The organism is Sphingomonas sp. ATCC 31555 (genome assembly GCF_000282895.1).
Classification (GTDB): domain Bacteria; phylum Pseudomonadota; class Alphaproteobacteria; order Sphingomonadales; family Sphingomonadaceae; genus Sphingomonas.
The window spans coordinates 68,552-92,396 of the sequence record NZ_ALBQ01000004.1 but is presented as its reverse complement, the minus strand read 5'-3'; the positions used below and the strand labels follow the sequence as shown (position 1 = coordinate 92,396).

Below are 23,845 nucleotides of genomic sequence, written 5' to 3'. Positions count from 1 at the left end.
CTCAAGATTCCGCAGTCGCGAGAAGAGAAGGCCATTGGTCGACCTGTCACAATATCTCCCGATCCTGATATTCCTGGGGATCGCCCTGTTGCTCTCGGGCACGTTCGTGTTCCTGCCGATGCTCGTCTCGCGCCTGACCGGCACGAACAAGCCGACGCCGGAAAAGCTCACCGAATATGAGTGCGGCTTCCCCGCCTTCGAGGATTCGCGCAGCCAGTTCGACGTGCGCTTCTACCTCGTTGCCATCCTGTTCATCGTGTTCGATCTCGAGGCGGCGTTCCTCTACCCCTGGGCGGTGAGCGTGTTCACCCTGGGCTGGACCGCCTGGATTTCGATGATGATCTTTTTCGCCGAGCTGGCGCTCGGCCTAATCTATGCGTGGAAGAAGGGAGCCCTGGAATGGGAGTAGAGCTTTCGGCGCCGCCCCCGCCGGGGACCCTCCCGGACGTCGGCTTCCTGAACGACATCAATGCCGAGATTTCGGACAAGGGTTTCCTGGTCACCTCCACCGAGGAGCTGTTCCAGTGGGCCCGTACCGGCTCGCTGTGGTGGATGACCTTCGGCCTCGCATGCTGCGCGGTGGAGATGATCCACGTCAACATGCCGCGCTACGACATGGAGCGCTTCGGCGCCGCCCCGCGCGCGTCGCCGCGCCAGTCGGACGTGATGATCGTCGCGGGCACGCTGTGCAACAAGATGGCCCCGGCGCTTCGCCGGGTCTATGACCAGATGTCGGAACCGAAATACGTGATTTCGATGGGCAGCTGCGCCAATGGCGGCGGCTATTACCACTATAGCTACAGCGTCGTGCGCGGCTGCGATCGCGTGGTGCCCGTGGACATCTACGTCCCCGGCTGCCCGCCGACTGCTGAGGCGCTGCTCTACGGCGTGATGCAGCTGCAGCGGAAGATCCGCCGCATCGGGAGCCTGGACCGGTGAGGGCGCCGGCTCCCCGCTATGCCGCGAACGACGGCGTGATCGAGGCGGCCAAGGCCGCGCTCGGCGACATGCTGGTCGAGGCGAAGGACGCCGTGGGCGAAGTGTCGCTCACCGTCGTCCGCGAGAAGCTGTGCGACGCGATGATCGCGCTGCGCGACACGCCGGGCCTGGAATATCAGCAGCTCAGCGAGATCGCCGGTGTCGACTATCCGCAGCGCGCGGAGCGCTTCGACGTCGTCTACCAGCTGCTGTCGTTCACCCGGAACCACCGTATCCGCGTCCGCGTCATCACCGACGAGGAAAAGCCGGTGCCGAGCGTGACCGACATCTGGCCGGTCGCCGGCTGGCTCGAGCGCGAGACGTACGACATGTACGGCGTGCTGTTCGAGGGCAATGACGATCTCCGCCGCATCCTGACCGACTATGGCTTCCAGGGCCATCCGCTGCGCAAGGACTTCCCGATGACCGGGTATGTCGAGGTGCGCTACTCGGAAGAGGCGAAGCGCGTGGTCTATGAGCCGGTCAGCCTGGCGCAGGACTTCCGCAACTTCGACTTCATGAGCCCGTGGGAAGGTGCGCAATATGTGCTGCCCGGCGACGAGAAGGCGCCGCAGCCGCAGGCCAAGGGGGCGCCCACGCCGGCTGCCGCCGCCCAAGTCGCGAGCGCCGACACCGCCGCCGCCAAGAGCGAGCCGGCGCAGGGCAAGGACACCAAGACCACCGACAGCCCGGCCCAGACCGGCGCCGGCCAGCCGCATCCGGGCAACCAGCCCGGCGAAAAGCCCAAGGATCCGGACGTGATCCCGACCAAGGGCGAAGGGCAGAACAAATGAGCGATACCGTAGCCAAGATCATGGAGCGCGATGTCGACCCGGCGACGGGCGATACCTCGATCGCGAACTACACGATCAACTTCGGCCCGCAGCATCCCGCGGCGCACGGCGTGCTCCGTCTCGTCACCGAACTGGATGGCGAGATCATCGAGCGCATCGATCCGCATGTCGGCCTGCTCCACCGCGGCACCGAAAAGCTGATCGAGTACAAGACCTACACCCAGGCGCTGCCCTATTTCGATCGCTTCGATTACTGTTCGCCGCTGGCGATGGAGCACAGCTTCGTCCTCGCGGTCGAGAAGCTGCTCGATCTCGAGGTGCCGCTGCGCGGCCAGTATCTCCGCGTGCTGTTCGCCGAGCTGACCCGAATCTGCAACCACATGCTGAACCTCGGTTCGCACGTGATGGACGTCGGCGCGATGACGCCGAACCTGTGGATGTTCGAGATCCGCGAGGACTGCCTGAACTTCTTCGAGCGGGCGTCGGGTGCGCGCATGCACTCGAACTATTACCGCGTCGGCGGGGTGCGTCAGGACGTGCCGGTCAAGCTGCTGAACGACATCGCGGAATGGCTCGACACGCGCCTGCCGCAGCTGTTCGGTGACGCGATCAGCCTGGTCGCCGAGAACCGCATCTTCAAGCAGCGCAACGTCGACATCGCGACGGTGAGCCGCGAGGACGCGATCAAGTGGGGCTTCTCCGGCCCGATGATCCGCGCCGCCGGCATTCCGTGGGATATCCGCCGCGCGCAGCCCTATGACGTGTACGACCGCGTCGACTTCGAGATCCCGGTCGGCACCCGCGGCGATTGCTATGATCGCTTCATGGTCCGCGTCGAGGAAGTCTACCAGTCGGCCCGCATCATCAAGCAGTGCATCCAGGACATGCCGGAAGGCCCGGTCCTGACGCTCGACCGCAAGGTAGGGGCCCCGAAGCGCGGCGAGATGAAGCAGTCGATGGAAGCGCTGATCCATCACTTCAAGCTCTTCACCGAAGGCTATCACGTGCCGGCGGGCGAAGTGTATGTCGCAACCGAGAGCCCCAAGGGCGAATTCGGCGTGTACCTGGTCTCGGATGGCACCAACAAGCCGTATCGCTGCAAGGTGCGCCCGACGGCGTTCAGCCACCTCCAGGCGATGGACTTCATGTCCAAGGGCCATATGCTCGCCGACATCACCGCCATTCTGGGCGCGATGGACATCGTGTTCGGGGAGTGCGACCGTTGAGCACGGATCGTATCGCCACGACCCATGAAATGATCGCGCGGTACAACGCGCAGGATGCCGACGGCTATGTCGAGCTGATGACCGACGGCGCCTGCGAGGCGACCTATCGCGGCGCCGTGCTGCGCGAGGGCCGCGAAGGCGTGCGTTCGGGGCTGAAGGCGATGTTCGCCGAGTTTCCGCACAACCGTGCCGACATCCTGTCCTCCTATGCGCTCGGCGAGACCGTCGTGCTGCACGAGAAGGTGTCGCGCTCGCCCGAGGCCGAGCCCTTCGAGGTGATGTCCATTTATACGTTCTCCGACGACAAGGTCGATCGGGTGGAGTTTATCCGCTGATGGCTGACGCACCCCAACTCCCCGACGAAGCGGAAGTCCGCGCGCGCTGGGGCAATTTCGCCTGGACGCCGGCCAACGCCGAGAAGGCGCGCGAGATCATGGCGCGCTATCCGGCGGGCCGCCAGATGTCGTGCACCATCCCGTTCCTCGATCTGGCGCAGCGCCAGGTGGGCGCGGAGACAAACACGCAGGGCTGGCTGCCGGTTCCGGTGATCGAGTTCGTCGCGCGCGAACTGGACATGCCCTATATTCGCGTGTTCGAGGTCGCGACCTTCTACACCATGTTCAATCTGGTGCCGGTCGGCCGCTACCATGTGCAGGTCTGCGGCACCACGCCGTGCATGCTGCGCGGGTCGGACGATGTGATGGCTGCGTGCAAGGCACGCGGGCTCAAGAAGGGCCACACCACCGCGGACGGGCTGTTCACGCTCACCGAGGTCGAGTGCATGGGCAATTGCTCGTCGGCGCCGATGGTACAGATCAACGACGACAATTTCGAAGATCTCGACTATGATCGGACGCTCGCGATCCTCGACGCGCTGGCCAAGGGCGAGAGCCCCAAGACCGGTACGCAGGAGCCGGGCCGTCACACCGTCGAGCCGCTCGGCGGTCCGACGACGCTTACCGCGATGGTCCATGAGAACCATGACTATCGGGGCGAATGGTGATGCGGGGCAACAGCCTCATCGTCACCATCCTGGCCATCATCGGCGGTATCGTCGTGCTCGGCTGGGTGCTCGAGCTTGCATTTAACTTGATCGGGACGCTCGTCCTGATCGGTCTGGCCGTAGTCTTCTATCTGTTCGTACAGAAGCTGGTCGGGAAGGGACGCTAAGGTGCTTCAGGACAAGGACCGCATCTTCACCAATCTCTACGGCTACCAGTCGTGGCACCTCGACGCCGCCCGTGCGCGCGGCGCGTGGGACAACACCAAGGCGCTGCTGGAATTGGGGCAGGACACCATCATCGACCGCATCAAGGCCTCGGGCCTGCGCGGGCGTGGCGGCGCCGGCTTCCCGACGGGCATGAAGTGGAGCTTCATGCCGAAGAACCCGACGCCCGAGCGTCCGAGCTTCCTCGTCATCAATGCAGACGAATCCGAGCCCGGCTCGTGCAAGGACCGCGAGATCATCCGCCACGATCCGCATTTGCTGATCGAAGGCGCGCTGGTTGCTGGCTTCGCGATGCGCGCGCGGGCGGCCTATATCTACATCCGCGGCGAATATATCCGCGAGGCCGAGACGCTGTTCGCAGCCGTCGCCGAGGCCTATGCCGCCGGCCTGCTGGGCAAGAATGCCTGCGGTTCGGGCTATGACTTCGACGTGTTCGTCCATCGCGGCGCCGGCGCGTACATCTGCGGCGAAGAGACCGCGATGATCGAGAGCCTGGAAGGCAAGAAGGGCCAGCCGCGCCTCAAGCCGCCGTTCCCGGCGGGTGCGGGCCTCTATGGCTGCCCGACCACGGTCAACAACGTCGAGTCGATCGCGGTTGCGCCGACGATCCTGCGGCGTGGTCCCGAATGGTTCGCCAGCTTCGGCAACGAGAACAACAAGGGCACCAAGCTCTTCCAGATCTCGGGCCATGTGAACAAGCCGTGCGTGGTCGAGGAGGCCATGTCGATCCCGTTCCGCGAGCTGATCGAGAAGCATTGCGGCGGCATTCGCGGCGGTTGGGACAATCTGCTCGCGGTGATCCCGGGCGGTTCGTCGGTGCCGCTGGTGCCGGCAGCCCAGATCATGGACTGCCCGATGGACTTTGACGGCTTGCGCGCGCTCGGCTCGGGCCTCGGCACCGCCGCCGTGATCGTGATGGACAAGTCGACCGACATCGTCCGCGCGATCAGCCGGCTCTCCTATTTCTACAAGCATGAGAGCTGTGGCCAGTGCACGCCGTGCCGCGAAGGCACCGGCTGGATGTGGCGCGTGATGGAGCGGCTGCGCACCGGCGACGCCGACATCAGCGAGATCGACACGCTGCAGCAGGTGACCAAGCAGGTCGAAGGCCACACCATCTGCGCCCTGGGCGATGCGGCCGCCTGGCCGATCCAGGGCCTGATCCGCCATTTCCGCCCCGAGATCGAGCGCCGTATCAACGAGCGCAAGTCGGGCGGCATCGAAACCATGCAAGAGGCGGCAGAGTAATGCCCAAGCTCAAGGTTGACGGAATCGAAGTCGAGGTGCCGCAGGGCGCCACTGTGCTCCAGGCCTGCGAGGCCGCGGGCAAGGAGATTCCGCGTTTCTGCTATCATGAACGGCTGAGCATCGCCGGCAATTGCCGCATGTGCCTGGTCGAGGTGAAGCCCGGACCGCCCAAGCCCCAGGCTTCGTGCGCGCTGCCGGCCGCCGACAATCAGGAAGTCCGCACCGACAGCCCGATGGTGAAGGCCGCGCGCGAAGGCGTGATGGAATTCCTGCTGATCAACCACCCGCTCGATTGCCCGATCTGCGATCAGGGCGGTGAGTGCGACCTGCAGGACCAGTCGGTCGCCTATGGTCGTGGCCAGTCGCGCTATGAGGAAAACAAGCGCGCGGTCACCGAGAAATATATGGGCCCCATCATCAAGACGGTGATGACCCGCTGCATCCAGTGCACCCGCTGCGTCCGCTTCGGCGAGGAAGTGGCCGGCGTGGAGGATATCGGCGCGATCTATCGCGGCGAGAACATGCAGATCACGACCTATCTCGAAAAGGCGTTCAAGAGCGAGCTTTCGGGCAATGTCGCGGACCTGTGCCCGGTCGGCGCGCTGACCCACAAGCCGGTCGCGTTCGAATATCGCCCCTGGGAGCTCAAGCGGAACCTGTCGATCGACGTGATGGACGCGGTCGGCACCAACATCCGCCTCGACAGCCGCGGCCGTCAGGTGATGCGCGTCCTGCCGCGCATCAACGAGGACGTGAACGAGGAGTGGGCGCACGACAAGACCCGCTACCATGTCGACGCGCTGGTCCGCCGCCGTCTCGACCGCCCGTTCGTCCGCAAGGACGGCAAGCTGGTCCCGGCGAGCTGGGAAGAAGCGTTCGACGCTATCGCGGGCGTGGCCGCCAATGCCGGTTCGAGCGTCGCGGCGATCGCCGGCGACCTGCTCGATGCCGAGACCATGTATGCCGCCAAGGCGCTGGTGAAGGCGTTCGGTTCGGACCTGCTCGAAGGCCGCCAGACCGGCATGGCCTATGACACGTCGAGCCTGTCGGCGGTGGCGTTCAACACCACCATCGCGGCGCTCGAAGAGGCGGATGCGATCCTGCTGGTCGGCACCAATCTGCGCTGGGAAGCGCCGCTGGTGAACACCCGCGTGCGCAAGGCGATCAAGCGCGGTGCCAAGGTGTTCGCGATCGGCCCGCAGGTCGACCTGACCTACAAGGTCGAGTGGCTGGGTGACGATCTGGGGCTGCTGGGCAGCCTGCCGGAAAATCTCGCCCAGGCGATCGACAATGCCAAGAAGCCGGCGCTGATCCTCGGCCCCGGCGCGCTCAAGAACGGCCATGGTGCCGCGCTCGCGATCGCGGGTGCCTTCCAGCGCGCCGCGACCGAGACCGAGGCTGCATGGAACGGCTTCAACGTCGTCCACACCGCGGCGGCGCGGATGGCCGGCCTGATGCTCGGCTATGCGCAGAAGGGCGGCATTGCCGACATCGTCGCGGCATCGCCGAAGCTCGCCTTCTTCCTGGGCGCCGACGAGGTGGACTTCTCGAAGTTCGCCGGCAGCTTCAAGGTCTATATCGGCCACCATGGCGACCAGGGCGCGCATCATGCCGATGTGATCCTGCCGGGTGCTACCTATGCCGAGAAGCCGGGCACCTATGTCAACCTCGAAGGCCGCGTGCAGCGCGCCGATCGCGCGGTGTTCGCACCGGGCGAGGCGCGCGAGGACTGGACGATCCTGCGCGCGCTGTCCGAAAAGCTCGGCCGCACGCTGCCGTTCGACAGCTTCGACGAGCTGCGCGCCGCGATGGCGGGCGAGGTTCCGGCGCTCGGCCAGGAAGGTCTGGCCGAGTTCGCGTGGAACCCGCCGTCGCTGCCCAGCCAGGCGTCGGGTCCGGTGACCTATCCGATCGCTGACTTCTATCTCACCAACGCCATCTGCCGTGCGTCGCCGACGATGCAGCGCTGCTCGGCCGAACTGCTCCATGGCGAAGATTTCGCAGAGGCCGCAGAATGACCTCCTGGTTTACCGCTCTCGGCCTGCCGTACGGCTGGTCCTGGTTCATCGCCACGATCATCGACATTCTGGTGATCGCGCTGCCGGTGATGCTGGCCGTGGCCATGATCATCTATGCCGATCGCAAGATCTGGGCGGCGATGGCGCTGCGCCGCGGCCCGAACGTCGTCGGTCCGCTCGGCCTGCTCCAGTCCTTCGCCGACGGCCTGAAGGTGTTCCTGCAGGAAACCATCATCCCGTCGGGTGCGAACAAGGGCCTGTTCCTGCTCGCGCCGATCATCACCTTCACGGTCGCGCTGATCGTGTGGGCGGTGGTGCCGTTCCAGGCGGGCGTCGCGCTGTCGAACATCAATGTCGGCCTGCTCTACGTGCTCGCGGCCTCGTCGCTGGGCGTGTACGGCATCATCCTCGCGGGCTGGTCGTCCAACTCGAAGTACCCGTTCTACTCGGCGATCCGCGCTGCTGCGCAGATGGTGAGCTATGAAGTCTCGATCGGCTTCGTGCTGATCTCGGTCGTGCTCTGGGCTGGCACCTTCAACCTCGGCGCGATCGTCGAGGCGCAGAAGGGCTATTACGGCTTCGTCAACGGCAACTTCGTCAACCCGCTGCTCTTCCCGATGGCGATCGTGTTCTTCATCTCGTCGCTCGCCGAGACGCAGCGCGCGCCGTTCGACCTGACCGAAGCGGAGTCGGAGCTGGTCGCGGGCTATCAGACCGAATATTCGTCGATGGCCTTCGCGCTCTACTGGCTCGGCGAATATGCCAACGTCATCCTGATGTGCGCGCTCAACGCCACGCTGTTCTGGGGTGGGTATCTCCCGCCGTTCGACTGGGCGCCGCTGTATATGGTGCCGGGCATTCTCTGGCTGTTCGCCAAGATGCTGTTCTTCTTCTTCTGCTTCAGCTGGGTGAAGGCCACCGTCCCGCGCTATCGCTACGACCAGCTGATGCGCCTGGGCTGGAAGATCTTCCTGCCGCTGTCGCTTCTCTTCGTCTTCCTCGTTTCCGGGTTTCTCATGCTGACCCGGGTTGGAGTGCCCGCATGAGCGTCGCAAGTTTCGTCCGCACCTGGACTCTGTGGGAGTTCGTGAAGGCGCACGCCCTGACCTTGAAGTATTTCTTCAAGCCCAAGGCGACGATCAACTATCCGTACGAGAAGAACCCGCTCTCGCCCCGCTTCCGCGGCGAGCATGCGCTGCGCCGCTATCCCAATGGGGAAGAGCGCTGCATCGCGTGCAAGCTGTGCGAGGCGGTGTGCCCGGCGCTGGCGATCACGATCGAGGCCGAGCCGCGCGACGACGGCAGCCGCCGCACGACGCGCTACGACATCGACATGACCAAGTGCATTTACTGCGGCCTGTGTCAGGAAGCCTGCCCGGTCGATGCGATCGTCGAGGGGCCGAATTTCGAATTTTCCACCGAAACGCGTGAAGAGCTGATTTATCAAAAGGATAAGCTGCTCGCGAACGGCGATCGCTGGGAACGCGCGATTGCGGCGAACCTTGCCGCCGACGCGCCGTACCGTTAAGCGCCGCACCATTCAAAGGGGCCATCCGATTCCGTGATCCAGCTTCTCGCCTTTTACCTGTTTGCGATCATCGTGTGCGTCTCCGGCGCCTGCACGATCCTGTCGCGTAACCCGGTACATTCCGTCCTCTGGCTCATTCTGGCGTTCTTCAACGCTGCGGGCCTGATGGTGCTCGTGGGCGCCGAATTCATCGCCATGCTGCTGGTGATCGTTTATGTCGGCGCGGTCGCGGTGCTCTTCCTGTTCGTCGTGATGATGCTCGACATCGACTTCACCGAGCTCCGCGCGGGCGTGATGAAGTATGCCGCGGTCGGCCTGCTGCTGGCGCTAGCGCTGGTCGCCGAGATCATCGTCGCGGTGGGCGCCTGGAGCGCCGGCACGCTGGCGCTCGGCCGCCGCGTCGCCCCGGTGCAGGACGGCGTGCCGAACATCGAAGCGATCGGCCAGCTGCTCTACACGCGCTACCTGTTCGTGTTCGAAGGCGCCGGCCTGGTGCTGCTCGTCGCGATGATCGGTGCGATCGTGCTGACCTACCGCAAGCGCAGCGACGTGCGGCCGCAGAACATTGCGCGCCAGAACGCCCGCCGTGCGAAGGACGCCACCCGTAACATGAACCCGGCGGTCGGGCAGGGGATGGAGCTGTGATCTCGCTAACCCATTATCTGGTCGTCTCGGCCATCCTGTTCACCATGGGGGTGCTCGGCATCTTCATGAACCGGAAGAACCTGATCGTCATCCTGATGGCGATCGAGCTGATCCTTCTGGCGGTGAACCTCAATCTCGTCGCCTTCTCGTCGTTCCTCGGCGATCTGGTCGGCCAGGTGTTCGCGATGTTCGTGCTGACCGTCGCCGCCGGTGAGGCCGCGATCGGCCTTGCGATCCTGGTCATCTATTTCCGCGGTCGCGGCACGATTTCGGTCGACGACGTCAATCGGATGCAGGGCTGATGTCGTCCATTCTGATCATCACATTCCTGCCGCTTCTCGCGGCAGCCGTTGCGGGGCTCGTGAACAAGTCGTTCGGCGCCGCGCTGCCCAAGATCGTCACCACGGGCTCGCTGTTCGTGGCGTGCGGCCTGTCCTGGCCGATCTTCCTCTCCTACCTGAGCGGCTCGGCCGCGCCGACGGTCACCCCGGTGCTGCACTGGATGACCTCGGGCACGATGAGCTTCGCCTGGGAACTGCGCGTCGACGCGCTGACCGCGGTGATGCTCGTGGTGGTCACCAGCGTGTCGGCGCTCGTCCATCTCTATAGCTGGGGCTATATGAGCGAGGAGCCGGACCAGCCACGCTTCTTCGCGTACCTGTCGCTGTTCACCTTCGCGATGCTGATGCTCGTGACCGCGAACAACCTGGTGCAAATGTTCTTCGGCTGGGAAGGCGTGGGTCTCGCGTCCTACCTGCTGATCGGCTTCTGGTTCCGCAAGCCTAGCGCCAATGCCGCAGCGATCAAGGCCTTCGTGGTCAACCGCGTCGGCGACCTCGGCTTCATGCTCGGCATCTTCGGCGTGTTCCTGGTGTTCGGCACCGTCGACATTCCGACGATCCTGGCGGCGGCGCCGAACCATGCGGGTTCGACGATCGGCTTCCTCGGCTATCGCTTCGACACGATCACCGTGCTCTGCCTGCTGCTGTTCGTCGGCGCGATGGGCAAGTCGGCGCAGCTCGGCCTGCACACCTGGTTGCCGGACGCGATGGAAGGCCCGACCCCGGTGTCGGCGCTGATCCACGCCGCGACCATGGTGACCGCGGGCGTGTTCATGCTCTGCCGCATGTCGCCGCTGTTCGAGCAGAGTGCGGTCGCGATGCACGTCGTGATGGTGATCGGCGCGGCTACCTGCTTCTTCGCCGCCACCGTCGGCACGACGCAGACCGACATTAAGCGCGTGATCGCCTATTCGACCTGTTCGCAGCTCGGCTACATGTTCTTCGCAGCGGGCGTCGGCGCGTACGGCGCGGCGATGTTCCACCTGTTCACGCACGCCTTCTTCAAGGCGCTGCTGTTCCTCGGCGCCGGCTCGGTGATCCATGCGATGCACCACGAGCAGGACATGCGCTATTATGGCGGCCTCTGGAAGAAGATCCCGCTGACCTACACGGCGATGATGGCGGGCACGCTCGCGATCACCGGCGTCGGCATCCCCGCGCTGTTCGGCAATCCGGTGGCGTTCGGCTTTGCCGGCTTCCACTCGAAGGACGCGATCATCGAAGCGGCCTTCGCTTCGGGCAACACCGGCGTGTTCTGGGTCGGCGTGGTCGTCGCGCTGCTGACGAGCTTCTACTCGTGGCGCGTGGTGTTCCTCACCTTCCACGGCAAGCCGCGCTGGGCAGCTTCCGAGCATATCCAGCACGCGGTGCACGACGCGCACGGCCACGGCCATGACGATCACGCGCATGACGATCATGCCCATGCCGCGCACGACGCGCACGGCCATGACCATCATCACGCGCACGATCACGGCGACGGCACGGCGGGCTATCACCCGCACGAGAGCCCGCTTGTCATGCTGATCCCGCTGGTTCTGCTGTCGATCGGTGCAGTGCTGGCCGGCTTCGTCTTCCACGGCGCGTTTATCGAGCCGAGCGCGGGCGAGACCTATTGGCACGGCGCGCTGGCCTTCAACGAGCATCTGATGCACGCGATGCATGAAGTGCCGGTGTGGGTGAAGCTCTCGGCCACGGTGGCGATGCTGCTGGGCCTGGGCACCGCGATCTTCGCGTACATCGTTTCGCCGGGCTTCCCGGCGGCCTTCGCCGAGCAGGTGCGTCCGCTGTACCTGTTCCTGCTCAACAAATGGTATTTCGACGAGCTCTACAACCTGCTCTTCGTGCGTCCCGCGTTCGCCATCGGGCGGCTGTTCTGGAAGCGCGGCGACGAGCAGACGATCGACCGGTTCGGCCCCAATGGCGCGGCGCGCCTGGTGCAGTTCGGAAGCTTCGGGGCCGTCAAGCTGCAATCGGGGTATCTCTACACCTATGCCTTCGTCATGCTGATCGGGCTCACCGCCGCGCTCACCTGGGTCATTGCGAGGTGATGGAATCATGACCGGCTTTCCGATCCTTTCCGTCCTGCTCGCGGTGCCCGCGGTTGCCGCAGTGGTCTGCCTGTTCGTGGGTGCCCAGGGCGCCCGCTGGACGGCGCTCCTAGCGACGCTCGTCAACCTGGCGCTGGGTGCTTGGCTCTGGACGCAGTTCCAATATGGCGACGGCGCTCCGCAGTGGCAGTTCGTCGAGCATGTCACGCTGTTCAAGATGGGTGGCGTCGAGTTCTCCTGGGCGCTCGGCATCGACGGCTTCGCCTTCCTGCTGATCGAGCTTTCGCTGTTCCTGATGCCGATCTGCATCGGGGCCAGCTGGCTCTCGGTCACCAAGCGCGTGCCGGAATATATGGCGGCGTTCCTCGCGACCGAAGTGCTGATGATCGGCACCTTCGCCGCGCAGGACCTGTTCCTGTTCTACGTCTTCTTCGAAGGCGGCCTGATCCCGATGTACCTGATCATCGGCATCTGGGGCGGCGTGAACCGCATCTACGCGTCGTACAAGTTCTTCCTGTACACGCTGCTCGGCTCGCTGCTGATGCTCATCGCGATGATCGCGATGGTGCTGACCACCGGCACGACGTCGATCCCCTACCTGATGGCCTATGATTTCCCGGCCAGCTGGCAGACCTGGCTGTGGCTCGCCTTCTTCGCCTCGTTCGCGGTGAAGATGCCGATGTGGCCGGTCCACACCTGGCTTCCCGACGCGCACGTCCAGGCGCCGACCGCAGGTTCGGTCATCCTCGCGGGCGTGCTGCTGAAGCTCGGCGGCTATGGCTTCCTGCGCTTCTCGCTGCCGATGTTCCCGGTCGCGTCGGTGCAGTTCATGTGGGTCGTCTTCGGCTTGTCGTGTGTCGCGGTGGTCTACACCTCGCTCGTCGCGCTCGTGCAGAGCGACATGAAGAAGCTGATCGCCTATTCGTCGGTCGCGCACATGGCGATCGTCACCATGGGTCTGTTCGCCTTCAACGCGAACGGCATCGACGGTGCGATGATGGTGATGCTGGGCCACGGCGTGGTCTCGGGCGCGCTCTTCCTGTGCGTCGGCATCATCTATGATCGCCTGCATACCCGCGAGATCGACCGCTATGGCGGCCTGGCGATCAACATGCCGCGCTATGCGGTGCTGTTCCTGCTGTTCACCATGGCCTCGATCGGCCTGCCGGGCACCAGCAACTTCGTCGGCGAATTCTTCAGCCTCGCCGGCGTGTACCAGGTCTCGACCGCAACCGCGCTGATCGGCACCACCGGCATCATCCTCGGCGCCGCCTATATGCTCTACCTGTTCCGTCGGGTGGTGTGGGGCGACCTGACCAAGGACGATGTGAAGGCGATGCCGGATCTCGACGGTCGCGAAGTCGCGATGCTCGCGGCACTGGCCGCCGTGGTGCTGTGGATGGGCGTGTACCCGACCAGCTTCACCGCACCGATGCGCGCCGATGTCGCGCGGCTGACGCAGCGCCTCGACAGCGCCGCGCACACCGCGTCGATCAGCGACTCCAAGCCCACGCCGGGTTCGCCGCAGGCGGCACCCGCCCATGAAGCCTCCGCGCACGAGGGGGCGCACTGATGTCCTATTCCACGCAACTCCTCATGACGCTGCCCGAGCTGTTGCTCGCGGCCGGCTCGATCGTCCTGATGCTGGTCGCCGCCTGGGGTGGCCAGGCATCGACCAAGCTGGTGAGCTGGGCCTCGGTGGCGCTGCTCGCCGGCGCCGGCATCGCGCTGGCGGGTCCGTCTTCGACGGGCGGCAGCGCGTTCGGCGGCCTCTACCGCGCCGATGCCTTCGCGACCTTCGCCAAGGTGGTGATCTTTGTTGCCGCCGCGGTGTCGATCCTCGTCGCGCCCAAGTTCTTCCAGCGCACCTCGGGCGAGGATCTGCGCCCGGAATATCCGGTGCTGATCCTGCTCTCGACGGTGGGCATGGGCATGATGGTCTCGGCGGGCGACCTGCTGAGCCTCTATGTCGGTCTCGAGCTGCAGAGCCTGTCGGCGTACATCCTCGCCAGCTTCATGCGGCGGGACACGCGCTCGGCGGAAGCGGGCCTGAAGTATTTCGTGCTGGGCGCGCTCGCCTCGGGCATCCTGCTCTACGGCATCAGCCTGGTCTACGGCTTCGCCGGTACGACGCTGTTCGACGGCATTGCCGACGCCTACAGCGCCGGTGCGACCGGCAGCCAGCATACCGGTCTGCTGTTCGGCCTGGTGTTCGTATTCGCCGGTCTCGCCTTCAAGATCTCGGCGGTGCCGTTCCACATGTGGACGCCGGACGTGTATGAAGGCGCGCCGACCCCGGTCACCGCGTACTTCGCTTCGGCGCCGAAGGTGGCGGCGGTGGCGATGGCGGTGCGCGTCGCGGTCGACGCGATGGGGCCTGCCATCCTCGAATGGCGCCAGATCGTGATCTTCGCCTCGCTTGCCTCGATCATCTTCGGTGCGGTGGCGGCGATCGGCCAGACCAACATCAAGCGCCTGCTTGCGTACTCGTCGATCAACAATGTCGGCTTCGCGCTGATCGGCCTTGCCGCCGGCGGCGAGGAAGGCGTTGCGAGCGTGCTCGTCTACATGGCGATCTACGTCGTGATGACGATCGGCAGCTTCCTGGTGGTGCTGCAGATGCGCGACGAGCAGGGCGAGCAGGTCGAGACCATCGCCAGCCTTTCGGGCATGTCGCGCACGCGGCCGGGCCTGGCGCTGGCGCTGGCGATCTTCATGTTCAGTCTCGCCGGTATCCCGCCGCTGCTCGGTTTCTTCGCCAAGCTGGGGGTGTTCATCGCCGCGATGCATTCGGGCCTGATCGCCTTCGCCACGGTGGGTGCCGCGGCCTCGACGATCGGTGCCTTCTATTACCTCAAGATCGTCAAGACGATGTACTTCGACGAGCCGGCCCCTGCCTTCGCGGGCAAGACCGACCTGGTCGAAGGCGGGCTGATCGCGATCAGCGCGGTCGTCATCTCGCCGATCGGCTGGGTGCTGTTCGGTGCGCTCGGCACCTGGTCGCTGGTCGCGGCGAAGGCGCTGTTCTGACCCCTGTGATCCGGACCGTCGCCGAGACGGGATCGACCAATGCCGACATCCTTTCCCTGGCGCTTACGGGCGCCGGGGAAGGGCTGTGGCTCCGGGCCGAACGCCAGACCGCCGGCAAGGGCCGGCAGGGGCGTGCCTGGGTCTCGCCTGCGGGCAATCTCTACATTTCGACGCTGGTCCGCGTGCGGTCGACCGATCCGTCGTCGGCGACGCTGGCGCTGCTCTCGGCCGTCGCGCTGGAGGAGGCGGTGCGGGCGTTCGGCGTATCGCCGATGCTCAAATGGCCCAACGACCTGCTGGTGGGCGGCGCCAAGCTTTCCGGCATCCTGCTCGAACGGGCAGGGGATGCGATCGCGGTCGGCATCGGCGTCAACCTGGCGGCGGCGCCCGACGGGCTCGACCGCGCTGCGACGAGCCTCGCCGCGCAAGGCGTGACCGTCGCTCCCGACATCTTCGCAGAGGTGCTCGCCGAAAGCTTCGGCCGCTGGCTGGAACGCTGGCGGGGCGAGGGGGTGTGGCCGGTGCGCGAGCGCTGGCTTGCCAGGGCGCATCCCGAGGGCACCGCGCTCACCGCACGGCTCGCCGACGGGTCGAGCTTCGACGGGCTGTTCGGCGGGCTGGATTCGAGCGGGGCGCTGATCCTGCGCTTGGCCGATGGAACGACCCGTGCCATTCACGCCGGCGACGTGTTCCTGCTGTAACGAGGAAGAGGGAAGGGCGATGCTGCTCGCGGTCGACGCCGGCAATACCAATGTCGTGTTCGCGCTGGTGGACGGCGGCGAGATCCGCGCCCGCTGGCGCATCGCCACCGATCCGCGCCGCACCGCCGACGAATATGCGGTGTGGCTCAGCCAGTTGCTGGCGCTGGAGGGCTTCGACCGCAGCGCGGTCAGCGGCGTGATCGTCGGCACGGTGGTGCCGCGCGCGCTCCACAACCTTCAGGTACTCGCCAGCAAATACTTCAAGACCGAGGCGGTGATCGCCGGCAAGGGCAATGCCGAATGGGGCTTCGCGCTCGATGTCGACGAGCCGCAGAACCTGGGTGCCGATCGCGCGCTCAACGTGCTCGCCGGGCATGCGCGGCACGAAGGCGACCTGATCATCATCGATTTCGGCACCGCGACCACCTTCGACGTGGTCGATTATCGCGGCGCCTATAAGGGCGGGATCATCGCGCCGGGCATCAACCTGTCGCTCGATGCGCTGGTGACCGCCGCCGCCAAGCTGCCGCGCATCGCGATTTCGGCCCCCGAGACTGCGAGCGTGGTTGGTCGCAACACCGTCGATCAGATGCATATCGGCATCTATTGGGGCTATGTCGCGATGATCGAGGGGCTGGTCGCGCGGCTGAAGGCCGAAGTGGGCAGGCCGCTCAAGGTTATTGCGACGGGTGGGCTGGCGATTCTCTTCGAAAGGCATACATCGGTGTTCGATACGATCGAGCCCGATCTCACCATCCAGGGCTTGGCGATGCTGTGGGAACGCAGCCAGCAAGGAAATTAAGTGACTCCAAGAAACGAACTGCTCTTCCTCGCCCTTGGTGGCTCGGGCGAGATTGGCATGAACGTCAATCTCTATGGCTGCGACGGCAAATGGCTGATGGTCGATTGCGGCATCACCTTTGGCGATGCCAGCTATCCGGGCATCGACGTGATCCTGCCCGACCTCCAGTTCATCGAGGACCGGGTGGACGATCTGCTCGGCATCGTGCTGACGCACGGGCATGAGGACCATATCGGCGCGCTGCCCTATCTCGCCGCCGATCTCGGCGTGCCGCTCTACGCGACGCCGTTCACCGCGGGCCTGATCCACGGCAAGCTGGCCGAGGAAGGCATCGACGACCGTGTCGAATTGAACGTGGTCAAGGAAGAGGGGCCGTTCGACATCGGTCCGTTCACGGTCACCTATACGCCGCTCGCCCACTCGATCCCCGAGGGCAATGCGGTGCTGATCGAGACGCCCTATGGCAAGGTGTTCCACACCGGCGACTGGAAGCTGGACGAGGCGCCGTCGCTTGGCGGTTCGGCGACTGCCGAGGAACTGACCGCGATTGGCGACAAGGGCGTGCTCGCGCTGGTCTGCGACTCGACCAACGTGTTCAACCCCGAGGCCTCGGGCTCGGAAGCCGACGTGCGCAAGGGCCTGGACGAAGTGGTCGCCGGCGCCAAGGGCCGCGTGCTCGTCACCACCTTCGCCTCGAACGCGGCGCGGCTGCAGACTTTGGGCGAGGTCGCCCGGGACACCGGCCGCGAACTGTGCGTCGCCGGACGCTCGCTGGACCGGATCATCCGCGTTGCCAAGGCGACCGGCTATCTGCGCGACTTCCCCGATCTGATCGACTTCGACAAGGCGATGACGCTGCCCGCCTCGCGCGTGCTGATCGTCGCCACCGGCGGCCAGGGCGAGCCCCGCGCCGCGCTCAACCGCATCGCCGAGGGCAGTCATGTGCTCAAGCTCCACCAGGGCGATCTGGTGGTGTTCTCCTCGCGCCAGATCCCGGGCAACGAGATCGCGATCGGCAAGATCATGAACACGCTCGCCGACAAGGGCGTCGACATCATCACCGATCGCCAGGCCTTCGTCCACGTCTCGGGGCATCCGGGTCGCCCGGAGCTGGCCGAGATGTACAAGTGGATCCGGCCGGAGATCATCGTGCCGGTCCACGGGGAGATCCGCCACATGCACGAGCAGGCGCGCTTCGCGCTGGAGCAGGGCGTGCCCAAGGCGGTGAAGCAGCAGAATGGCGAGATCATCCGCCTCGCGCCCAACGGCCCGCAGAAGATCGGCCATGCGACGGTCGGTCGCCTCGTGCTCGATGGCGACGTGATCCTGCCCGCCGACGGCGCGACGATGGGCGAGCGGCGGCGGATCGCGCTCTACGGCCAGATGTCGGTCGCGGTGGCGATCGATCGCAAGGGCAAGCTGCTCGGCGCCCCCCAGATCCGCGTGCAGGGCGTGCCGGTGGAAGAGGACCGCGAGGACCTGATCGAGGCCGCCGCCGATGCCGCCGCCGAGGCGGTGAAGAAGGACTGGCGCGATCGCGAGAAGCTTCGCGAGTCGCTGCGTCTAGCGGTACGTCGCGTCGCGGTGCGCTTCACCGGCAAGAAGCCGGTAGTGGACGTGCTGCTGATCGAGGCGTAACCTCCACCCCATGAAGTGGCAGTCGGCGCTCGCGATTTATGTGCTCTTCTGGGCGCTTTCGGTGTTCGTCGTGCTGCCTTTCGGGGTGCGTACCAGCGAGGAAGCGGGGGCACCGCTGGTGCCCGGCCAATCGCCGAGTGCGCCGCATGAGTTTCGCCCTATGCGCATCGTTGCGCGCACGACGATTATAGCCACGCTTCTCTTCACCGCCTTCTATCTAAACTATATCTATGGCTGGGTGACAGCGGATATGCTGGACTGGGTGCATAACTAATCGGAAGAACGGCATTTTTCGCCTATAAATAGGGATGGCCGACCTTCCCGTTCTGCACCGCGACCTTCTGGGCGCCCTTGATGACCTCGAAGCGCTCACGCCCCGCCCGGCCTGCGACGAGGCTGCGGTTACGGCACTGCGCTATCGGCTGACACGGCTGAGCGGCCCCCGGCGCAAGGCGGTGCAAGTACTTTGCGAGAGCGTCGACGCGGAGGACGCGGCGGTCCAGGCGCTTGCAGCGATAGCGCCGGTAAACCGGGCGGCCTCCAGCGCGCACATCGTGAACTGGACGCTGCGCCGGATCGTTGCCGATTGGGCCGGCTATTGCGCGGCCTCGGCGGTAATTCGATCGGCCATGCGCCGCCAGATCGAGGCGGAAGCCGCGGCCTTAGATCCGTATCTCGACGATGGAGTGCTGAAGGACACAGCCAGGCGCGGTGGCTGAGCCTGCGAGCAGCCCGCCGTCGATCGTGAATTCGGCGCCAGTGATATAGCTTGCCTCATCCGCTGCCAGCATTGCGGCGACTTCCTCCACCGTTCCGAAGCGGCGATTGAGCGCCGCCGCGGCGGCCTTGCCCTTGGCGACGGCGCGATCAGTAAGGACAATGTCGGCGCCTTCCGCCTAGAATCGTTCGCAACTGGCGTGACCGATGCCGCGCGCCGTACTGGTTATGACGCAGATTTTCGTTCGAGCCTTCGCATGGTGGTCTCGCAATTCAAAACCGGCAGGGGGCGGGCTCCGTCCATTGCCTTAAAGGTCCGCCTTAGCAATCGCGCTCGGTCATCAGACCAAGATTCCGCTCAGGTGCGAAGGCGTTCGATCGCCTGCGCCAGAGCGACATAAAGCTTACCTGCATCCGACGAGAGCAGGGTTACGGCCAGCGGGTTGCCTTCACGCAGTGCTAGCATCTGGCGGAGCATCGCTTCGAAATCGTGCACGTAACGGTTCACGTGCTCCCGGAAGCCGGCGTCTTGCTCATAAATGCGATAAAGCTCACGCGCCTCGTGCGGAGCCAGCAGGCGAACCGCGCGGCGCGTGAATACGCCGCGATCGCCCTTGAGGTACGCAGCCCAGTCGGCATCGGGAACGTCCGCCGAGAATGCCTTAGCGAGATCGATCGAGGTCGCGTTCAGCGCTTCGATCAACAGGGTCATGCGATGAGCAAAGCCCTCGGCCTCTGAGCTTTCGCGCATGCGCTCGGCTTCGTTGATCCGTGCTTGCGCTTCGGTGGTTGCCTGTTCGAGTGCAGCCAGCTGCTCACGCAGCGTTGTCGCGGCTCGGTCTGCTTCGGCCATCGTTGCGGTGGCAGCATGCGTGAGGGATTCAAGTTGTTCCTGTACGGAGCGTTCCACCGCCTTTTCGACCGTGGCCGCGCTCGCCTCTCGCAGGGTCCGCTCCACCGAAGGAAGGATCGCGTCGATCGCTTCCCGAGCACGGTCGGCTGCCTTGTTGGCACTGTCCCGAACCCCCATCAGCGTCTGGATGAGGTCTGGTGCTGCCGTGTCAGTGAAGTGGCGCGCATTGTCGATCGCCTCTTCGACCAGGCGATGGAGCCTTTCCGCTTGCCCGCCGCCGGTGGCCAGTGTTTCGAGGAGCGCAGCCTGGGCCTCGGCCAGCGCGCTTTCCTGCTGCGCGATGGCGGCGCGAATGCTTTCAACCGCATCATGGGTCGACTCTGCGGCGGTCACCAGTGCGAGCAGCTCCGGCTTCGATTGCGCGACGTTATGCCGCATTTTGACAATGCGGGCGTCCAGGCGAGCCAGCGAAGCGGGCATCGTCTCGTCCATTTCGCGGGTGGCCGCATCCAAGCCCGTCAGAAGCGTCTCAGTGGTGGCGATTACCTGACGTGCGGTGGATTCGCCGGTACGCATCGAATCCGTCATCGCGTCCATTGAACGGTGCAGCGTGCCGAGTGAAGCCGACAGCACCTCGGTTCGCTGCATACCGGCCGCGTAGAGTACCTCGATCTCGCGATCAAACCGCACCGCGCCCTCGGAAAGGCGCACGAACAGCGCATCGCCGCGTCGCTGCTCCTCGCTTAGACGCGCGGAAATCCGAATGATCGCATCTTCAATGTCGCGGATTCGCTCGCCCATTGCGGCGATGCTCTCCGCGCCCGCGCGATCCAGCGCGGACTGGTTGGTCGCCAACATCGCCAATATCGCTTCGCCCTGCGCCGCAATACCCTGACGAGACTGATCCACCGCCACGGCCGCCCGATCCAGCACCTCGTCCACCTGGCGAGACATCTGCTCGGACACCTGTTCCAATCGGCCGCTGGCTGCGTCCGTCGACGCCTCCATGCGAGAAATATGCGCGGCGAGGCATTCGGCGGCGCCGCCGGCGAGGCGATCGGCCTCGCGCCCCCGCTCGGCCAGGGCGGCGACCTGTACGTCGAGCGCGGCTGCGTGCTGGCTGGCCTGCAATCCGGTGCTGTCGAGCCGTTCAGCAAGGTCGCGCATCTGCTCGCGCGCGCGCGGCAAGGAGGAGAGCACGACCGCGACACGCTGCTCGGCGCTGCCCGCCGCATCGGACAGGCGCTCCGCGCTGACGACGATCGCCTCCGCCTGTTGCGCCGCAGATGCCGCCGCCAACGCGATCCTTTCGGCTGCGGCATCGGAGAGGCGAGTCAGCTGCGAGGCCTGCTCCGCCAAAGTCGCCTGCTGTTCGGCGAGTTTTGCCGATAGGGCAGCGGTGATGCTATCGACCTGATGCGCTTCCGCCCGCATCGCGCCGGCGGTGGCAGCGAAGCGACGTGCCTCTGCGCTACTGGTGCGCAATGCCACTAGATAGAGGAGCGCAACGAGTCCTGCCGGGACACAGAGCGCCGCGAGGAGCTGGGCACGTTCTGCAGGGGGGAGGGGGCCCTGCAGTGCCGGTAGCGCCACCCACACCAGCGAGAGGGTAGCACCAATGCCGAGCAGGACCGCTACCATGGCCGGCCATCGGGCAGGGAGCTCATGCGGCGAAGGCGCCCCGAGCGCGTCGGATAAAGGCGCGGGATACAGCTCCGTCGCTGCCATTAACTCGGCAGCTTCGGGTTGGATCGGCGCGGATTCGGCGGTGTTGCCCCCAGTCATGCCGATCACTCTACCAGTTTTGCTCACGGCACCAAGAGTTGCGCGGAAAGGAACCGTTAACGCCGCGCCTAGTAAGCCCGATGCATGGCATATGAATCCGGTGCGATCGATGCGGCTCTGGCAGCTGCGGTGGGCGATGAGCCGGCGTTGATCGCCGAGTTGCGCATGGCTTTCCTCGACAGCGCACGCAGCTCTGTCGAAATGATGCGCTCCGCACGAGGCGCGGAGGCGTGGGCTGGCGCGGCGCTGCGACTGCAAAGCTTGGCGGGCAGCTTCGGCGCAGTGCAACTGATGGCACTCGCGGATGAAGCGGTGCGGCGCAGCGCACAGGACGGCGTGCTGCTGCGGCGCATCGAGCGAGCAGTCGAGGGGCTGTAAGCCCGGCGATCAGTCGGCCGCGGCGGACTCCGGCTCGAATCGGTTGCTCTGCCAGTTGCGGACATAGGCGGAACCCACGGGCGCATCGACAAGACTGACCCAGCTATCGTCCGCATTCAGCACATGGCCGATGGTGGTCCACTCGGTTCGGCGTGCATCGATGGCAGCGTCGTCCGCCTCGGCCCGGAAATCGCCGCGGATGCGCCAGCCGCTATCTGGAGACTCGCCCTCGTCGTGCGGCAAGCCCGCCTCGCGATAGAGGTAATGCACGGCCAAGCCGTCCCGCAGCACGCAGGAATCGACGAGGCACCGCTCTTCATAGTGGCGGCGGGCGGGGGCGGAGGGCGGCCGCACGGGCCGATCGGCGCCCCAGCGGAGATCGATTACGTCGCCGCGCCGGAACCGGATTTCACTGCCGGGGCGCAGTTGCGGCATATCGATCGGTGCGTTGTCGAGCTGGCCGATCAAGTGATCGCCGTCGGCGAGGGTGATCACGACCCACATCCGTTCGGCCGCATAGTCGGTGGAGGCGGGCACCGATTGGAAGATCAGTTTCGCCAGGTCACCCCGCCGCAGTGCAAGCACTTCGTTCTCGCTAGGGAGGAAGAATGTGTAAGGGGCCGATTCCGCAAGCGATCGCGGGTCGGTGATACGGTAGCTGCCGAAAAGCCGTCGCCGCCACCAGGAGAGCTTCGATCGCAATCTGTTCATCGCGTTTTACTCAACTCGCGCATCGCTGCATCGATCCCTGAGAGCGTGAGCGGAAACATTCGGTTACGCATCAATGCGCGGATCATTTCCACCGAATGCGAATAGGCCCATTGCGCTTCCGGCAAGACGTTTAGCCAAACGGCTGCTGGGTAAGCATCTACCACTCGCTGCAACCACGTAGCACCAGGTTCTTCGTTCATGTGTTCCACGGAACCGCCGACTTGCGTGATCTCGTATGGGCTCATCGACGCGTCGCCGACGAACAGCACTTTATAGTCGGGCCCGAACTTGCGCAGGATATCCAAGGTGGCGATGCACTCAGTATAGCGCCGGCGATTGTCCTTCCACACGCCTTCGTAGAGACAATTATGGAAGTAGAAGAATTCCAGATTTTTGAATTCGCTTGTCGCAGCGGAGAAGAGTTCCTCGCACAGCTTCACGAACGGATCCATCGAGCCACCCACGTCGAGGAACAGCAGCAGTTTCACGGCATTGTGCCGTTCCGGCCGCATCCGCACGTCCAGCCAGCCCTGCCGCGCGGTGCCGGCGATCGTTGCGTCGAGATCGAGTTCGTCGGCGGCGCCTTGGCGCGCGAAACGGCGCAGGCGGCGCAGCGCTACCTTGATGTTGCGGGTGCCGAGTTCGCGGTTGGAATCAAGGTTGCGGAAGTCCCTCGCTTCCCAAACCTTGACCGCCCGCTGGTGCTGACCCTCGCCGCCGATCCGCACGCCTTCGGGGTTGTACCCGCCGTTGCCGAAAGGCGAGGTGCCACCGGTGCCGATCCACTTGCTGCCACCCTGATGTCGCTCATGCTGCTCGGCAAGCCGCTCGCGCAGCGTTTCCATGATCCTCTCCCAGGATCCAAGCGACTCAATTGCCGCGCGCTCCTCGGGCGTAAGATACTTCTCAGCAACGGCGCGGAGCCATTCCTCCGGCAGTTTGATGGGGGAGACTCGCGCACTCGCCGCTACGCCCCTGAACACCTTGGCGAAGATCTGGTCAAACCGGTCCAGCAGGCCTTCGTCTTTCACAAAGGTGGCGCGGGAAAGGTAATAAAAGGCTTCGGGGGTCGGATCGATGACCTGACGATCGAGTGCTTCCAGAAGGAGAAGATGTTCCTTCAGGCTGGCGGCGATGCCGGCGGTGCGCAGTTCATCGAGGAAAGCGAGGAACATG

The 23,845-nt window shown here is 65.1% G+C and carries 26 protein-coding genes; 22 read left to right on the top strand and 4 right to left on the bottom strand.

Annotated features, from left to right (window positions below; genetic code table 11):
- Window positions 1-34: 34 nt before the first annotated feature.
- The 21 genes from B215_RS0102040 to B215_RS21150 are packed head-to-tail and all read left to right on the top strand — an operon-like array spanning window position 35 to window position 18,944.
- On the top strand, window positions 35-409 hold the full coding sequence (locus B215_RS0102040; protein ID WP_019367963.1) for an NADH-quinone oxidoreductase subunit A: 375 nt from the start codon (window positions 35-37) through the stop codon (window positions 407-409).
- Window positions 400-939 (top strand): NuoB/complex I 20 kDa subunit family protein, encoded by a 540-nt coding sequence (locus tag B215_RS0102035; RefSeq protein ID WP_019367962.1) that lies wholly within the window; start codon window positions 400-402, stop codon window positions 937-939. Before B215_RS0102040 ends, B215_RS0102035 begins: the two co-directional genes overlap by 10 nt.
- Entirely contained in the window at window positions 936-1,772 is an 837-nt protein-coding gene (locus B215_RS0102030; RefSeq protein WP_019367961.1) for an NADH-quinone oxidoreductase subunit C, read from the top strand. The genes B215_RS0102035 and B215_RS0102030 overlap by 4 nt, the downstream gene beginning before the upstream one ends.
- A complete protein-coding gene (locus B215_RS0102025; protein WP_019367960.1) occupies window positions 1,769-2,998 on the top strand; it encodes an NADH-quinone oxidoreductase subunit D in 1,230 nt (409 codons plus the stop codon). Before B215_RS0102030 ends, B215_RS0102025 begins: the two co-directional genes overlap by 4 nt.
- On the top strand, window positions 2,995-3,333 hold the full coding sequence (locus B215_RS0102020) for a nuclear transport factor 2 family protein (RefSeq protein WP_019367959.1): 339 nt from the start codon (window positions 2,995-2,997) through the stop codon (window positions 3,331-3,333). The genes B215_RS0102025 and B215_RS0102020 overlap by 4 nt, the downstream gene beginning before the upstream one ends.
- Complete coding sequence (locus B215_RS0102015; protein WP_019367958.1) at window positions 3,333-4,001, top strand: complex I 24 kDa subunit family protein; 669 nt, start codon at window positions 3,333-3,335, stop codon at window positions 3,999-4,001. Before B215_RS0102020 ends, B215_RS0102015 begins: the two co-directional genes overlap by 1 nt.
- Window positions 4,001-4,168, top strand: coding sequence for a hypothetical protein (locus tag B215_RS21155; protein WP_156804349.1), 168 nt, complete (start codon window positions 4,001-4,003; stop codon window positions 4,166-4,168). The genes B215_RS0102015 and B215_RS21155 overlap by 1 nt, the downstream gene beginning before the upstream one ends.
- Before the next feature lies 1 nt (window position 4,169).
- Window positions 4,170-5,474 (top strand): NADH-quinone oxidoreductase subunit NuoF, encoded by a 1,305-nt coding sequence (gene nuoF / locus B215_RS0102005; protein WP_019367956.1) that lies wholly within the window; start codon window positions 4,170-4,172, stop codon window positions 5,472-5,474.
- Window positions 5,474-7,492, top strand: a complete 2,019-nt coding sequence (gene nuoG / locus B215_RS0102000; RefSeq protein ID WP_019367955.1) for an NADH-quinone oxidoreductase subunit NuoG — start codon at window positions 5,474-5,476, stop codon at window positions 7,490-7,492. The genes nuoF and nuoG overlap by 1 nt, the downstream gene beginning before the upstream one ends.
- A complete protein-coding gene (gene nuoH, locus B215_RS0101995) occupies window positions 7,489-8,538 on the top strand; it encodes an NADH-quinone oxidoreductase subunit NuoH (protein ID WP_019367954.1) in 1,050 nt (349 codons plus the stop codon). The genes nuoG and nuoH overlap by 4 nt, the downstream gene beginning before the upstream one ends.
- Complete coding sequence (nuoI, locus tag B215_RS0101990; RefSeq protein WP_010545143.1) at window positions 8,535-9,020, top strand: NADH-quinone oxidoreductase subunit NuoI; 486 nt, start codon at window positions 8,535-8,537, stop codon at window positions 9,018-9,020. The genes nuoH and nuoI overlap by 4 nt, the downstream gene beginning before the upstream one ends.
- 33 nt (window positions 9,021-9,053) lie before the next feature.
- Complete coding sequence (locus B215_RS0101985) at window positions 9,054-9,665, top strand: NADH-quinone oxidoreductase subunit J (RefSeq protein WP_019367953.1); 612 nt, start codon at window positions 9,054-9,056, stop codon at window positions 9,663-9,665.
- A complete protein-coding gene (gene nuoK / locus B215_RS0101980) occupies window positions 9,662-9,967 on the top strand; it encodes an NADH-quinone oxidoreductase subunit NuoK (RefSeq protein ID WP_019367952.1) in 306 nt (101 codons plus the stop codon). Before B215_RS0101985 ends, nuoK begins: the two co-directional genes overlap by 4 nt.
- Entirely contained in the window at window positions 9,967-12,054 is a 2,088-nt protein-coding gene (nuoL, locus tag B215_RS0101975) for an NADH-quinone oxidoreductase subunit L (protein ID WP_019367951.1), read from the top strand. Before nuoK ends, nuoL begins: the two co-directional genes overlap by 1 nt.
- 7 nt (window positions 12,055-12,061) lie before the next feature.
- Entirely contained in the window at window positions 12,062-13,627 is a 1,566-nt protein-coding gene (locus tag B215_RS0101970; protein ID WP_019367950.1) for an NADH-quinone oxidoreductase subunit M, read from the top strand.
- Entirely contained in the window at window positions 13,627-15,084 is a 1,458-nt protein-coding gene (nuoN, locus tag B215_RS0101965) for an NADH-quinone oxidoreductase subunit NuoN (RefSeq protein WP_019367949.1), read from the top strand. Before B215_RS0101970 ends, nuoN begins: the two co-directional genes overlap by 1 nt.
- Window positions 15,085-15,089: 5 nt before the next feature.
- The gene (locus B215_RS0101960) at window positions 15,090-15,785 is read left to right on the top strand and encodes a biotin--[acetyl-CoA-carboxylase] ligase (RefSeq protein ID WP_019367948.1); all 696 of its coding nucleotides are present in this window, start codon (window positions 15,090-15,092) and stop codon (window positions 15,783-15,785) included.
- A 19-nt stretch (window positions 15,786-15,804) separates the two neighbouring features.
- Window positions 15,805-16,587: a type III pantothenate kinase gene (locus B215_RS0101955; RefSeq protein WP_019367947.1), complete on the top strand. Its 783-nt coding sequence runs from the start codon at window positions 15,805-15,807 to the stop codon at window positions 16,585-16,587.
- Entirely contained in the window at window positions 16,588-18,225 is a 1,638-nt protein-coding gene (locus B215_RS0101950; RefSeq protein WP_026008843.1) for a ribonuclease J, read from the top strand.
- 10 nt (window positions 18,226-18,235) lie between these two features.
- Complete coding sequence (locus B215_RS0101945; protein WP_019367945.1) at window positions 18,236-18,499, top strand: DUF1467 family protein; 264 nt, start codon at window positions 18,236-18,238, stop codon at window positions 18,497-18,499.
- A 34-nt stretch (window positions 18,500-18,533) separates the two neighbouring features.
- Complete coding sequence (locus B215_RS21150) at window positions 18,534-18,944, top strand: hypothetical protein (protein ID WP_019367944.1); 411 nt, start codon at window positions 18,534-18,536, stop codon at window positions 18,942-18,944.
- Here the strand turns inward: B215_RS21150 and B215_RS22095 are convergent.
- Together B215_RS22095 and B215_RS19435 are read right to left on the bottom strand one after the other, a co-directional pair.
- Window positions 18,888-19,106, bottom strand: a complete 219-nt coding sequence (locus B215_RS22095; RefSeq protein ID WP_269083839.1) for an SDR family oxidoreductase — start codon at window positions 19,104-19,106, stop codon at window positions 18,888-18,890. The two genes, B215_RS21150 and B215_RS22095, sit on opposite strands and share 57 nt — an antisense overlap.
- Before the next feature lie 194 nt (window positions 19,107-19,300).
- Entirely contained in the window at window positions 19,301-21,229 is a 1,929-nt protein-coding gene (locus B215_RS19435) for a hypothetical protein (protein WP_237718450.1), read from the bottom strand.
- Window positions 21,230-21,664: 435 nt separating this feature from the next.
- Here B215_RS19435 and B215_RS0101930 point away from each other — a divergent pair, with 435 nt between their 5' ends.
- Window positions 21,665-21,958, top strand: a complete 294-nt coding sequence (locus B215_RS0101930; protein WP_019367942.1) for a hypothetical protein — start codon at window positions 21,665-21,667, stop codon at window positions 21,956-21,958.
- A gap of 9 nt (window positions 21,959-21,967) precedes the next feature.
- On the opposite strand, the gene B215_RS0101925 is transcribed toward B215_RS0101930, so the two are convergent.
- Together B215_RS0101925 and B215_RS0101920 are read right to left on the bottom strand one after the other, a co-directional pair.
- Window positions 21,968-22,669, bottom strand: a complete 702-nt coding sequence (locus B215_RS0101925; protein WP_019367941.1) for an immunity protein Imm33 domain-containing protein — start codon at window positions 22,667-22,669, stop codon at window positions 21,968-21,970.
- Entirely contained in the window at window positions 22,666-23,844 is a 1,179-nt protein-coding gene (locus B215_RS0101920) for a vWA domain-containing protein (protein ID WP_019367940.1), read from the bottom strand. The genes B215_RS0101925 and B215_RS0101920 overlap by 4 nt, the downstream gene beginning before the upstream one ends.
- Window position 23,845: the final 1 nt, after the last annotated feature.

Bases quoted from the DNA above. Each gene is read 5' to 3' on its own strand.
- nuoN (WP_019367949.1), top strand. From the start codon at position 13,627: ATGTCCTATTCCACGCAACTCCTCATGACGCTGCCCGAGCTGTTGCTC.
- B215_RS19435 (WP_237718450.1), bottom strand. From the start codon at position 21,229: ATGCGGGCGGAAGCGCATCAGGTCGATAGCATCACCGCTGCCCTATCG.
- nuoI (WP_010545143.1), top strand. From the start codon at position 8,535: ATGAGCGTCGCAAGTTTCGTCCGCACCTGGACTCTGTGGGAGTTCGTG.
- B215_RS0101955 (WP_019367947.1), top strand. From the start codon at position 15,805: ATGCTGCTCGCGGTCGACGCCGGCAATACCAATGTCGTGTTCGCGCTG.
- nuoH (WP_019367954.1), top strand. From the start codon at position 7,489: ATGACCTCCTGGTTTACCGCTCTCGGCCTGCCGTACGGCTGGTCCTGG.
- B215_RS0101930 (WP_019367942.1), top strand. From the start codon at position 21,665: ATGGCATATGAATCCGGTGCGATCGATGCGGCTCTGGCAGCTGCGGTG.
- nuoL (WP_019367951.1), top strand. From the start codon at position 9,967: ATGTCGTCCATTCTGATCATCACATTCCTGCCGCTTCTCGCGGCAGCC.
- B215_RS0101925 (WP_019367941.1), bottom strand. From the start codon at position 22,669: ATGAACAGATTGCGATCGAAGCTCTCCTGGTGGCGGCGACGGCTTTTC.
- B215_RS21155 (WP_156804349.1), top strand. From the start codon at position 4,001: ATGCGGGGCAACAGCCTCATCGTCACCATCCTGGCCATCATCGGCGGT.
- B215_RS21150 (WP_019367944.1), top strand. From the start codon at position 18,534: ATGGCCGACCTTCCCGTTCTGCACCGCGACCTTCTGGGCGCCCTTGAT.
- B215_RS0101920 (WP_019367940.1), bottom strand. From the start codon at position 23,844: ATGTTCCTCGCTTTCCTCGATGAACTGCGCACCGCCGGCATCGCCGCC.
- B215_RS0102015 (WP_019367958.1), top strand. From the start codon at position 3,333: ATGGCTGACGCACCCCAACTCCCCGACGAAGCGGAAGTCCGCGCGCGC.
- B215_RS0101945 (WP_019367945.1), top strand. From the start codon at position 18,236: ATGAAGTGGCAGTCGGCGCTCGCGATTTATGTGCTCTTCTGGGCGCTT.
- B215_RS0101970 (WP_019367950.1), top strand. From the start codon at position 12,062: ATGACCGGCTTTCCGATCCTTTCCGTCCTGCTCGCGGTGCCCGCGGTT.
- B215_RS0102025 (WP_019367960.1), top strand. From the start codon at position 1,769: ATGAGCGATACCGTAGCCAAGATCATGGAGCGCGATGTCGACCCGGCG.
- nuoG (WP_019367955.1), top strand. From the start codon at position 5,474: ATGCCCAAGCTCAAGGTTGACGGAATCGAAGTCGAGGTGCCGCAGGGC.
- B215_RS0102035 (WP_019367962.1), top strand. From the start codon at position 400: ATGGGAGTAGAGCTTTCGGCGCCGCCCCCGCCGGGGACCCTCCCGGAC.